10 protein-coding genes are annotated in these 12,695 nt (G+C 35.8%); 8 read left to right on the forward strand and 2 right to left on the reverse strand.

Translation table 11 applies throughout. The features are described from left to right. Positions 1 to 290 precede the first annotated feature (290 nt). On the forward strand, positions 291 to 1,088 hold the full coding sequence (gene larC, locus GHT08_RS04750; RefSeq protein ID WP_163580282.1) for a nickel pincer cofactor biosynthesis protein LarC: 798 nt from the start codon (positions 291 to 293) through the stop codon (positions 1,086 to 1,088). Between the two features lie 97 nt (positions 1,089 to 1,185). Here larC and GHT08_RS04755 read toward each other — a convergent pair whose 3' ends face one another. After that, positions 1,186 to 3,489, reverse strand: a complete 2,304-nt coding sequence (locus GHT08_RS04755) for an AraC family transcriptional regulator (protein WP_163580285.1) — start codon at positions 3,487 to 3,489, stop codon at positions 1,186 to 1,188. 44 nt (positions 3,490 to 3,533) lie between these two features. Then, complete coding sequence (locus tag GHT08_RS04760) at positions 3,534 to 4,193, reverse strand: YesL family protein (protein ID WP_238343503.1); 660 nt, start codon at positions 4,191 to 4,193, stop codon at positions 3,534 to 3,536. Positions 4,194 to 4,577: 384 nt separating this feature from the next. Here GHT08_RS04760 and GHT08_RS04765 point away from each other — a divergent pair, with 384 nt between their 5' ends. The 7 genes from GHT08_RS04765 to GHT08_RS04795 all read left to right on the forward strand — a co-directional run bounded on the left by GHT08_RS04765 (position 4,578) and on the right by GHT08_RS04795 (position 12,695). After that, positions 4,578 to 6,101, forward strand: a complete 1,524-nt coding sequence (locus GHT08_RS04765; RefSeq protein WP_163580568.1) for an extracellular solute-binding protein — start codon at positions 4,578 to 4,580, stop codon at positions 6,099 to 6,101. A gap of 299 nt (positions 6,102 to 6,400) precedes the next feature. Further along, positions 6,401 to 7,897, forward strand: a complete 1,497-nt coding sequence (locus GHT08_RS04770) for an extracellular solute-binding protein (RefSeq protein WP_163580286.1) — start codon at positions 6,401 to 6,403, stop codon at positions 7,895 to 7,897. 248 nt (positions 7,898 to 8,145) lie between these two features. Further along, positions 8,146 to 9,108: an ABC transporter permease gene (locus tag GHT08_RS04775; RefSeq protein WP_163580288.1), complete on the forward strand. Its 963-nt coding sequence runs from the start codon at positions 8,146 to 8,148 to the stop codon at positions 9,106 to 9,108. 29 nt (positions 9,109 to 9,137) lie between these two features. Then, positions 9,138 to 10,016, forward strand: coding sequence for a carbohydrate ABC transporter permease (locus GHT08_RS04780; RefSeq protein ID WP_163580290.1), 879 nt, complete (start codon positions 9,138 to 9,140; stop codon positions 10,014 to 10,016). A 25-nt stretch (positions 10,017 to 10,041) separates the two neighbouring features. Then, a complete protein-coding gene (locus tag GHT08_RS04785) occupies positions 10,042 to 11,169 on the forward strand; it encodes a hypothetical protein (RefSeq protein ID WP_163580292.1) in 1,128 nt (375 codons plus the stop codon). A 3-nt stretch (positions 11,170 to 11,172) separates the two neighbouring features. Next, positions 11,173 to 12,384 (forward strand): MFS transporter, encoded by a 1,212-nt coding sequence (locus GHT08_RS04790; RefSeq protein WP_163580294.1) that lies wholly within the window; start codon positions 11,173 to 11,175, stop codon positions 12,382 to 12,384. Continuing rightward, on the forward strand, positions 12,384 to 12,695 hold the full coding sequence (locus GHT08_RS04795; RefSeq protein WP_163580296.1) for a cupin domain-containing protein: 312 nt from the start codon (positions 12,384 to 12,386) through the stop codon (positions 12,693 to 12,695). Before GHT08_RS04790 ends, GHT08_RS04795 begins: the two co-directional genes overlap by 1 nt.

Below are 12,695 nucleotides of genomic sequence, written 5' to 3' on the forward strand. Positions count from 1 at the left end.
GCCAATGAAAAGGACCGGGTGGCCTTTCCCGGTTTTTCTTAATTGGACCACTATCCGTGAGTATAAAAGCAACTGTGTTACTTCTTGCTAGTGTTGTAGAGAAGATCTTAACGAAGGCTGTTCAAATATTTCAAAATGGATGCTAGAGAAATGGTAAACCTTTAGCGTTTTAGTCATAAGGACTGAGCGGATTTTGCTCAGTTTTTCATAATAAATGATTATGTGTTGTGTTAATTAATATACGTAGGATAAAATGCAAATAAGAAGACAAAAAATGGAGGAGAAAAAGAATGACCAAAACGTTGTATTTTGATTGTTTTTCCGGGATAAGTGGGGATATGACCATCGCCTCATTATTGGATACAGGTATATCTTTAGAGTGGTTGGAGAAACAGCTTAAAGCCTTACATTTAGAAAAAGAGTATCAATTACAGCTTAGTAAAACTGTGAAGAACGGTATACATAGTAATAAGTTTGATGTAATTTATCAAGAGGAGCATCATCACCACCATCACCATGACCATAGTCATCAACACGGTCATTCCCATCATCATCGAGACTATAAAGATATCGTCGATCTTATTGAGAATAGTGAACTAAACGCATCAGCCAAAAAAATGTCTTTAGAAATGTTCCGTGTAATAGGGGAAGCGGAAGCAAAAATACATGGATTGAATCTGGAGAATGTCCATTTTCATGAAGTTGGTGCAATAGATTCAATTATTGATATTGTTGGTACTGCAATATTAATAGATGAATTAGAGATTGAACGAATTATATCTTCTCCAATACCAGTTGGATCTGGTCACATCCATATTGATCATGGAGTTTATCCAGTGCCTGCCCCAGCTACATTAGAAGTACTAAAGGGTGTTCCGCTAAAAGAAAGCGCTGTAAAAGGGGAGTTAACAACCCCTACAGGAGCAGCCATCATCAAGACATTAGTAACGGAGTTCTCGGCGATGCCAAACATCATAGTAAATACAATTGGCTATGGTGCTGGTACGAAAACATTTGAAAATCACCCAAATGTATTAAGAGTTATCATCGGTGAAAGTGAACAGTCCCCCCGATCATCTAACTCATAGAACTTGCAAAACTGTAGAGAGGGTAGCTCTCCGTTAAAAAGTGACATAGAAAAATACTGTCCCATAAGTGCTTTGCAATAACTTATGGGACAGTCCCTCATGCTTCTTTACTTTTATATTGTGTCCGGTATTTACCTGGGGTGATTTCTTCCATTTTTCTAAATGACCTTATAAAGTTTTGAGAATTGTTATATTGCAGCTTTTCAGCAATCTCCTTTACAGACATATTAGTTGTCGTGAGCCATTCTTTTGCCTTGTTGAGACGGTAACGAAGTAAATATTCACTAAAAGAGTATCCCGTTTCCTTTTGAAATATACTGCTTAAATAATTTGGATTATAGTGTAACTCGGCAGCGATCACATCGAGTGAAATGTCTTTATCATAATCCTCATGGATAATCCGAATCATTTTATCAGAGATTTTCTTATTCTTTGAATCGTCCTTGGCATCGATACTATCGATTAATGGAATGATAATTTGATGGCTTACCCAATCATGGATCGCTTCAATCGAGTTCAAGTTTTGATAATAAGTAATCATATCCGTTGATTGAAAATCTTCTACATTTGCCCCAAGCAATTCTTTTAATTCATATAATTCATATAAGAACCTTGATAAGATAATTTCCAGCTGTTGATGATGAATATCGTTTCTATCCAAATAATCAAAAAACTTCGAGAGCTCAGATAACGCTTGTTCCTTATCACTTAATTTAATTGCATCGAAAATCTTATTCTTAATCGCTGTCGGGTAAGGAGCAACACTAGAGTAGCGTCTGTTTAAGTTTTCGTAAAAAATGATCGAAGACTCGCCCATTTTTAGACGATATTTTAGTGCTTCCTTACTTTCTTTAAAAGCTATATTAGAATCTTCTAATTCATAGTAAGGGTTACTGATACCGATACTGACTGATAAGTGAAATAACTCCATTACTTTGGTTTGGATTAGTTTTACCTTCTGATTTATGATATGTGTATAATCTGATTGATTATCGCACTTCGTAATAACTAAAGTGGATTGTGCATCATTAATCACTACTGGAGTAAATCGCTCTTCGCTTGGAATAAGATCCTCAATTAAATTGTTGATTGCAAAAAGAATCAGATCTTGATCATTTTTATTAAATTTCTCTTGGTCTATTTCATCTAATTTTAATGAAAAAACCGTTAATCCGGTCCAATCCTGATTATAATTGAACGACTTCACTTTTAGTGGTAGTTCGCTGCTTGTTACTTTCCCCTGTAATAATCGAATCATGAAAAGTTGTTTTAACTGTGTAACTTGGCTTTGAACCCGTTTTTCCAACAGATGATTTTGATTTAACAATTTTTCGATATGTGTCTCGATTAAATCGAATTCATTTGTTGCTTTTTCCGCTACAGACTTACCGTCATCCGAAGAAGCTATCACACTTTTTAACTTTTTGACAGGTTTATATAAGATCTTGCTACCGATAAAAGCAATACATAATGAAAGAATTAATAATATCGAAACAATTAAGACAGTTAACCAACCGATAGAGCTTGATTTCATATGCAAGTCACTTAATTTCACTAATGAAAGATAAGTCCAGTCATTATATTCTGACGTTTGATAGGAAACTTTGAAATCCGTATTATTAATTTGATACTCGAATTGACCCTCTAATTCATCCCGGTCAATCCTCTCAAATAAATTATTTGGGATATACCCATCTTCACCTGTGTATTCCGTATTACTGTGGGCAATTGTTTGATTATTCTCATCTAAAATAATAAATGACTCACTATCATTACTCTGTGCCATGATTTCAGTTAATTCACAAGTAGGAACGATAACAGATATAAGACCATCCGGTTGAGACGATAAGAGCGGCAATTTCTTCACTAAATTAATATAATGAGAACAGCTCTTTTTCGTCGCATTCGGTAAATTTATCTGGCTTGCCTCTTCCATCAACCAAACAGATTTCTCAGGTATTCTTAAATAATTGGTGTTTATTTGCTCATAGGCTTGATTATCAAGGTGTACTAAACCATCGTTATTAATTAGCCACCTTTTATCGAAACTTACTAATATCACATCTTCAATGCCAGTCTCAATGGTTTGTAAATGGTTTAAATCTTTTCTTAATTTATGAAAATCATTAAAAGATCTCCCATTCATATCTCCTTTTAAAAATTCTTGCGTTTGAGCTGAGCGTACAAAATAAGTTGTAGATAAATCAATGTACCTTAATACTTGTTCTACGTTTGTTTGTATCTGATAAATATTTTGCTTTTTTTCATCATTGGAATAATCCACAATTGCATTAGACGATTGCCAATAAGATAATCCACCAGTAATAATAACAGGAACGGTGCTTAAAATAACTAAAAATGCGATCAGTTTAAAATAGTGTTGAGTAGATAATTTTTTCATAGACATACTTCCTTAATCGTTATATTTTAAAAAAATGTATAGCGCTAGGAAGTGGATATAGGTGCTTGTTCCAGTTGTTCTTGTTGTTTTTTTAGCAATTGACTAAAACCGATGTGAATAATAAACATCGCTAAGTAAGCGCTAACACTAAAGCTAAAAAAAAGTGTAATACCAGGGAACTTCAAAGATGCAAAATATATCCCGGCTAAAACTGTAATAGCACATATAGAGTAGTGCAAGTTCACTGCACCAATTGATACCGCATAACGAATATATTGCCAAAAACGAAGTTGATAGTGAACATAAACTGGCGCAATATACAATACTAGCATTACGTAAAGGAATGCTGCTATAACAAAAATACCGAGCAATACCGGGTATAAACTCGAATGATTCATTAGTCCTGTATACTTTAAAAAGACAGATAAAAAATAACCGATAATGTAAATGACTAAGCCGAATAAGTTAGCACGAAGGAAATTAGACTTATATTGTTTGAAGAAGGTTTCAAAAACAGGGATATCATATTCTTTTAAAACCCATTTTCGAACGACAGCAAACATCGCGATTGTTGCTGGCATGATCCCGAAGAAAATTAAACCTAATAAAGTAAAGGCAATCCATAGCATATTCAACCATGCAAATCGGGTAACCCATACACTTATGCGGTAAAATCCAGCCCATATTCCTGAAAGTTCCATCATAAAAACCCACCTAATCTGTAAATTAAATAATACTATATATAGAATACCTTGTAATTGATGTGCCGTAAATAGGTATTGTGAAGCGCTTTCAACTTATAATCATCTTGTAAGGAGGCGTAAACCTACGTCCATAAAGGGGTTTGGAAGGTTACAATGAGTAAAATAATCATTTCTTAATATTATTTTACTCGGCACGAAAAGATGATCATTTTTCAAAAAAATCAATATTTTTTTCTTTTTACAGTAAGCGTTTCCAATAGCTGTGAAGAAGTGATTATATACAATTGCTTATTTGTTTCTTACTATTAGATTGTACACGGAAAGCATTGCTGTACAAAAATTAGATTTTGGAGGGTGGTTAATTTGAGTAATTGGAAAAAACTTATGGGCATCATGTTATTACTATTATTTGTTTTATTAGCAGCATGTAGTAGTGATAGCACAACAGAAAGTGGAGACAATAGCGGTGGAGATGATGACTCTTCTGAAGAAACAAATGAAGAAGAAGGGGCAGAGTCAGATGAACCGTATGCCTTCACAATGATGGCAAACTTACACACACCAGAAGTACCTAATGAAAAAGTATTAGAGCAAATTGAGGAAGCAACTAATACGGATATTGAAATTCAATGGGTACCGGATAATAACTATGAGGATCGTTTGAACACAGCATTTGCAACTAATTCTTTACCTGAGGCAGTATTCTTGAAAAACCAGACAACATTCATTCAATTCCGTGATGCGATGGAAGATGAGCAATTCTGGGAAGTGGGACAGTATTTAGATCAATTTGAGAATTTGTCTAACTTGAAAGACAATGTTCTTGATAATACGAAAGTTAATGGAAATTTATACACATTGTATCAAGGTCGTCCACTATCAAGGCAAGGTTTGATATATCGTAAAGATTGGGCAGATAATCTTGGGTTAGAAGCGCCGACTACAACAGATGAATTTATGGAAATGGCTAGAGCCTTTACTGAAGATGATCCAAATGGCAATGGTGAAGATGATACATTTGGTGTTACAGACCGTAGTGACTTAGTTTATGGCGCATTTAAAACAGTATCGTCTTGGTTCGGAACTCCGAATGAATGGGGCGAACAAGATGGTCAGCTATTACCTGAATTTATGTTTGACGAATATAAACAAACGATGGATTTCTTTAAGGAAATGCATGAAAACGGATACATCAATCAAGATTTCCCTGTAACAAGTAAACCGGATCAACAAGAATTCTTTAAGAATGGTACTGCAGGTATGTACGTAGGTTCTATGGGTGATGTTGGTAGTCTTTATAATGATGCAGAAGCAATTAATCCAGATGTAGAATTTGATGTGCATAACCATATTGAAGGCCCGGATGGAGAATTTGGTGTATGGGCGATTCCAGGTTATGGTAGTTTAGTAATGTTCCCGAAAAGTTCTGTTGAAACAGAAGAAGATCTACTTAAAATTTTAGGTTTCTTTGATCAATTAATGACACCAGAAGTAATGAACTATGCTTACTGGGGTATCGAAGGTGAGCATTATGAAGTAGTAGAGGATCGTGCGTTACCAACAGATGATCAATCCTTGTTTGATCGAGAAGTAAAACCTTACCAAGCTATTGAAATTGGTGAGCCGGAAACAAACGGTCGTTATGAAGGTTATTTCGATTATGAAGTAAAAGCTAAATCGGAAGAATTGTTTAAGGATAATGAAAATTATTTAATCGAAAATCCTACGGTACCACTTTATTCTGAAACATATGTTGATGATGGTGCTAGACTTCAAGAGATTATTACAGATGCAACATATAACTATATCATTGGTCAAATTGATGAAGCAGGTTTTGATGATGCGGTAGAAAATTGGAAATCGCAAGGTGGAGATGCGATTATCGAAGAATTTAACGCATCAGAGTAAGCATAGTAATGGGCTCTTAAAATGGATCATTTTAAGAGCCCAACCTATATCTCATCGACGCATAACACGGAGATGATCATTATGTTATGTTAGTTGCTTAAACTAAACAAGTAAAATAAGAAAGCCCTTTCTATTAGTGTGGGAAGTAACTCGTAAGATAATGATTATTTACGTTATAGAATCATTGAAGTAAGATTTTTTCAAGGCAACAATGCTTGGTCAAACAGAAAAAAGACAAGACTACTGTTACTTATCAAGGCATTGTTGTACAACAAGAATCATAGTAAAGGGTGGTTTACTTGCTAAATCGGAAAAAATGGGAGCTAACTACGATATTACTTTTATCGCTTTTAGTATTTGTTGGTTGTAGTGGTGACGGTGCATCAAGTGAAGGGACTGGTGGTTCGGGGGCAGGTGACTCATTTACCATTATGGCTAACTTGCATACACCGGAAGTACCAAATGACAAAATCTTAGAGAAAATAGAAGAGGAAACAAATAAGGATATTGAAATTCAATGGGTACCAGATAACAACTACGAAGATCGGTTAAATACTGCGTTTGCTACTAACTCATTACCTGAAGCAGTTTTCTTAAAAAATCAATCATCATTTATTCAATTCCGGGATGCAATTGAAGATGAACAGTTCTGGGAAGTTGGACAGTATTTAGATGAATTTGAAAACTTGTCGAAATTAAAGGACACTGTCTTAGATAATACGCGGATAAATGGAAAACTGTATACGTTATACCAAGGTCGCCCTTTATCAAGTCAAGGTCTGATTTATCGTAAGGATTGGGCAGATAATCTCGGGTTAGAGGCACCTACTACAACAGATGAATTTATGGAAATGGCGAGAGCGTTTACAGAAGATGATCCAGATGGAAATGGAGAAAACGATACTTTTGGTTTAACAGACCGTAGTGATTTGATTTACGGTGCCTTTAAAACAGTTTCTTCCTGGTTTGGTACGCCGAATAACTGGGGAGAAAAAGATGGCCAACTGCAGCCAGAGTTTATGTTTGATGAATATAAACAAACCATGGATTTCTTTAAGGAAATGTATGACAACGGTTATATTAATCAGGATTTTCCGGTAACAAGTAAAACAGACCAGCAAGAGTTCTTTAAAAATGGTACAGCTGGTATGTATGTCGGTTCTATGGGTGATGTAGTTAGTATTAACAATGACGCTGTAGCGATTAATCCAGATGTGGAGTTTGATGTACAAAACAAAATTAAAGGACCTGATGGGGAATTTGGAGTTTGGTCGATTCCTGGTTATGGAAGTTTAGTAATGTTCCCGAAAAGCGCTGTCGAAACAGAAGAAGAATTATTAAATATTTTAGACTTCTTCGATCAAATGATGACACCTGAAATAGCAAATCTATCGTATTGGGGCATTGAAGGAGAACATTATGAAGTAGAAGATGATCGTGCCTTGCCGTCAGATGACAAAACATTAACAGATAGAGAAGTGAAACCATATATGTCTATCGGAATAGGTGAGCCAGAAACAAATGGTCGTTTTGAATCTAAATTTGATTATGATATTAAAGAAAAAGCAGAAGAGTTAACTAAAGGAAATGAAGAATATTTAATTGAAGACCCTACGGTGCCACTATATTCAGAGACATATGTTGATGATGGTGCTAGACTTCAGGAGATTATTACTGACGCAACCTATAATTATATTATTGGCCAAATTGATGAAGCAGGTTTTGCTGATGCAATAGAAAACTGGAAATCGCAAGGTGGAGATGCGATTATCGAAGAATTTAATGCATCTGAGTAATCGTAGTATAGGGGCTCTTAAAGTAAAACATTTAAGAGCCCGACCTTATCTATTAGGTTATAGGAATAGGAGATGATCATTATGTTATGTTAGCTGCTTATGTGAAACATATATATGGGAAAAGATCTGTTCATCATTATAGATAGTAACTCGTAAGATAATGATTATTTACGTTATATAACCTATAACGTAGTCTTTTGTTAGAGGCAATTATTCATAATTGAATTTTAATAGAAAGGATTCTGCTTATGGAAACGACGACACTAACTGCAAAAGAAGAAGCGAAACAAGTTAAAAAAATGAAACGTTCCGAAACGTGGCGAAGAGTCAAACGGAACAAGATGATCTATTTAATGATTCTGCCAGGTTTAATTTACTTTCTTATTTATAAGTATTTACCGATGTATGGATTAATTATTTCCTTTCAAGACTATAAGCCATACCTAGGGATTCTTGGTAGTGAATGGGTCGGGCTCGAACACTTCAATCGATTATTTACGAGTTCAGAATTCTGGATGATTTTTAAGAATACCCTCATTTTATTTGGATTACAAATATTTATTTATTTTCCGATTCCGATTATAATTTCGCTTATGCTTAATGAAGTAAGACATAGCTTCTTTAAACGAGGCGTTCAAACGCTCATCTATATTCCACACTTTATGTCGTGGGTAGTTATCGTATCGATTAGTTATGTAATGTTAACTTTAGACGGCGGTATTGTAAACGCTATCTTAGAAACGTTAGGTTTTCAGAAGGTTAATTTCCTTCTAAATGATGACTGGTTCCGCCCAATGTATATTTTACAAGTAATCTGGCGGGAAGCTGGTTGGGGAACGATTATCTTCTTAGCAGCGATCACAGCAGTTGATCCGCAATTATATGAAGCTGCCAGAATGGATGGTGCTAACCGATTCCGTCAAATGTGGCATATTACGTTGCCGGCGATTCGTAATGTAATTATCGTCCTGTTAATTTTGAAAATCGGGGATGTTTTAGAGTTAGGTTTTGAACATGTTTATCTATTACTGAACTCATCAAACCGTAATGTAGCTGAAATTTTTGATACGTATGTATATGTTGCCGGTCTGCAACAAGGACAATTTAGTTACAGTACCGCAGTCGGTTTCTTTAAAGGGGCGGTCGGACTTGTGATGGTTGTCTTTGCTAACTGGTTAGCAAAAAGGTTCAATGAAGAAGGTATTTATTAAGACAGACAACAATAGGTGAGGTGAAAAAAATGGCACAACAACGAATTTCTGCAGGCAGCAGGGTCTTTGATTTCTTTAATTATTTCTTATTAGCGCTTTTAGCATTAATTACCGTACTTCCATTTATTCACGTGGTCGGTAGTTCCTTCGCCACAAGTGCGGAAATTGCAAGAACGAAATTTTTACTTTTTCCAACTGAGTTTTCATTACAAGCGTATAAATATATTTTCTCCACCGATACCATTTTTAGAGCTTTAGGAGTATCTGTCATTGTAACGGTAGGAGGAACATTGTGGAGTATGTTCTTCTCCACTTTAACAGCATACGGTTTATCACGTAGAGATCTTGTTGGACGTCGGGTGATTAACTTCTTAATCGTATTTACTCTTCTGTTCAATGGTGGGATGATCCCGACATTCTTAGTTGTTCAACAAACTGGTTTATTAGATTCTTTATGGGCACTTATTGTTCCGGTAACGATTAATGCTTTTAACATGATCATTTTACGAAGCTTTTTCCTAAATTTACCGCAAGGTCTAGAAGAATCGGCCAAAATTGATGGTGCCAATGATTTTAGTATTCTGTTTCGTATCGTCATTCCAATTTCGTTACCAGCAATTGCGACAATTTCCCTATTCTATGCGGTAACATACTGGAATACTTATATGCATGCAATTCTTTATTTAGCAGATGCAGATAAATGGCCGGTACAAGTCCTGCTGCGACAAATTGTAGTATTAGCTAGTGGTATGAACTATGATGCCGAATCATACACAGATGTTCCACCGCCAGAAGTAACGGTGAAAATGGCAACGATTGTCGTTGCAACGGTTCCAGTTCTATTAGTATACCCATTCTTACAGAAGTACTTTGCTAAGGGTGCGCTGTTAGGTTCTGTAAAGGGATAATTCTATTCAAGAGGGGTAGTTTTTCATGAAGAATTGGCGTGAGACAGAAAGCAATAGGCTGGATAATTTATTTGATGGTGTATTCTCCTGGTTATTAGAACAATTTGATCCACTTACAGGCGGATTTTATTATGCAAGAAGTTCTGTGCTCGATGATCGGTTTACACCGGACATCGAGTCTACTTCCCAAGCGATCAATATTTTACGCAGACATCAGCTCTTAGATGATATGCCGCAAACGATGAAAGAAAAAATGATTGCTTTTTATCAAATGAGGCAGGATCCTACCACAGGTTATTTTTATGATCATGATCCCAAAATGAAACAAGATGAAGTGATGGTGCACAGAGCACTCTATTATTCATGGAATAGCCTCAAACGATTGGGAACATCACCGTTATATCCATTGCCTGTAGAAAATCAGTTGGCTCCTGATTACACTAAATCCCTATCTTCCTACTGGGAAAAATGGGATAGCATTGACTTACGTAACAGCTGGAGGGGCTGTGACTTGCTTGTTTCCTCGACCGTATATTTTGCACAAATGGATGAAGTAACACAATGGAAATATGTTGATGCTTTCACTAAGTATCTAGCAGAAAAACAAGATCCGGACACAGGTTTATGGGGCGAGGGATCTTTATATGTTCAAATATCGGGTACGTTTAAATTACATACCTTTTACCGGAGATATCAAATCTCGATGCCGAATCAAGACCGTATTTACCAGACTATATTAAAGTGCTTAAGAACAGAAGAAGCGGTAGATATGTGCTATATCCGCAATCCGATTGACCTGTTAAGTTATATCGAACCAGATCTTTTAGAGACAGAGTTGAGAGAAATATCAGAAATAACTATTAACAATATGAGGAGATTAAAACAAGAAGACGGTGCCTTTTCGCGAGAATTAACTACTTCACCGAAGGCACCAAATGTCGCTCAGGTTAAGCAAGGAGAATATTATCCGAATATGCCTGTGGCAGTGGAACTAGGACTTGGATTAAAAGAAGGCGATATGAATGCAACGACACAAGCAACACTTATTCGAAAACAGCTACACCACCTTTGGCAAATAAAACCCAAACCTATTCCAACTAATTTCTGGGAAGGTGAGACAGAAGGCAAAATATGCAAACAGAAAGAAGTGTAAAACTTGATTCGATCGATGAAACTTAACAAAGAAAAGCATTTATCATCACATGCTATCAATATTTTAATTAATCATGCGATCTTTCAATTTGGTGGATCACTATCGATTATCTTTGTGAACTTATATTTATGGAGGCTGACCAACAGTCTGTGGGTAAATGGCCTGTATAATTTAGTTGCTATTCTATCACAAGCGGCAACAACCTTCTTTATTGGAAAAATATCAAAGAAAAAAGGCAGAACAACAATATATCGTTACGGGATATTGATGACTGCTATTTTTTATTTACTCATTGTTATCGTGCAAGAAGAGATTGTTCATTACTTTTATTTATTTGCGCTTTTGCGTGGAATAGCACAGGGACTTTATTGGGTAGCTTATTTTACCATAGTCCATGAAGTATCATCAGATCAAAACCGACATCGTTATTTAGGTTGGAATCAGATCGTGATGGGGTCTGCTAACCTTATAGCACCAGCTTTAGCAGGTTTTATCATTGGCTCATTTACAGGGTTGTCGGGATATCTAATTGTATTCTCAATCGCTTTTCTAATGTTTTTAGCTGCGACGGTTGGTAGTTTTCGAATCAAGAAAGAATCAATTCGTCACCGCAATTATTATATGAAATATTTAGGTCAGATTATCGAGCGGAGAAAAGCATTCCGAAATGCTTTAGCAGGATGGTTTATTATTGGTTTTCCACAGGGAATTTTGATGTATCTCCCGCCGATTTTAATCTATAGCATTTTTGAAGATGAAGGTGTTGTCGGATACTTAAATGCAGGTTTTCTCGCTGTATCGATACTAGCAAGTTATGTCATTTCCCGATTTGCCAATATTGAACAAACGAAAAAATACCTATGGGTAGCTGCTATTGGCTTCTTTGTATCTAGCTCCTTTTTAACATGGGAAATTGCGATGTGGAGTGTCATCTTGTTTATGGTAACGCAAAATATGTTTAAACCGCTACAAGCAAATGCTTATGCCGCCTATTATTTTCAATGGATTGATCGGATTCCATTAGGAGCAGAGTTCCGTGTAGAATCAGTAGTTTTGAGAGAAACCATTATTAATATTGGTAGAGGACTGGGAATTGTGGTGTTTATGCTATTTTCTAATGAAATTGATACGAACACGGTTGCCTATGTCATTATGTTAGCAATGGCAATTCAATTTATTTTACCAATCATAACCAAATTAAAGGAGGAGTCGTAATGGCAGTAAATAAGTGGGAACAAGCAGAACCAGGAGTAACAAGGAAAATACATGAACCAGGTGATCAGTTAATGATGATGGAAGTTTCATTTGAAGAGGGGGCAGAAGGTTCAGCCCACAGTCATCCACATGAACAATTAACTTATTGTTTAGCAGGTAAACTAGCTTTTCACGTCGATGGAAAAGAAGTCATCGTGGAACAAGGAGATTCGTTAAGGATTCCTTCAGATGCAGTACATGGTGTTAAGGCATTAACGAAAAGTAAACTATTAGATGTATTTACTCCATTAAGAGAAGATTTACTAGATTAG

Origin of the sequence: Gracilibacillus saliphilus (assembly GCF_010994085.1) — a bacterium.
Taxonomy (GTDB): domain Bacteria; phylum Bacillota; class Bacilli; order Bacillales; family Amphibacillaceae; genus Gracilibacillus; species Gracilibacillus lacisalsi.

Coding starts and splice junctions, on each gene's coding strand:
- larC (WP_163580282.1), top strand. CDS start 291: ATGACCAAAACGTTGTATTTTGATTGTTTTTCCGGGATAAGTGGGGAT.
- GHT08_RS04755 (WP_163580285.1), bottom strand. CDS start 3,489: ATGAAAAAATTATCTACTCAACACTATTTTAAACTGATCGCATTTTTA.
- GHT08_RS04760 (WP_238343503.1), bottom strand. CDS start 4,193: ATGATGGAACTTTCAGGAATATGGGCTGGATTTTACCGCATAAGTGTA.
- GHT08_RS04765 (WP_163580568.1), top strand. CDS start 4,578: ATGGGCATCATGTTATTACTATTATTTGTTTTATTAGCAGCATGTAGT.
- GHT08_RS04775 (WP_163580288.1), top strand. CDS start 8,146: ATGGAAACGACGACACTAACTGCAAAAGAAGAAGCGAAACAAGTTAAA.
- GHT08_RS04780 (WP_163580290.1), top strand. CDS start 9,138: ATGGCACAACAACGAATTTCTGCAGGCAGCAGGGTCTTTGATTTCTTT.
- GHT08_RS04785 (WP_163580292.1), top strand. CDS start 10,042: ATGAAGAATTGGCGTGAGACAGAAAGCAATAGGCTGGATAATTTATTT.
- GHT08_RS04795 (WP_163580296.1), top strand. CDS start 12,384: ATGGCAGTAAATAAGTGGGAACAAGCAGAACCAGGAGTAACAAGGAAA.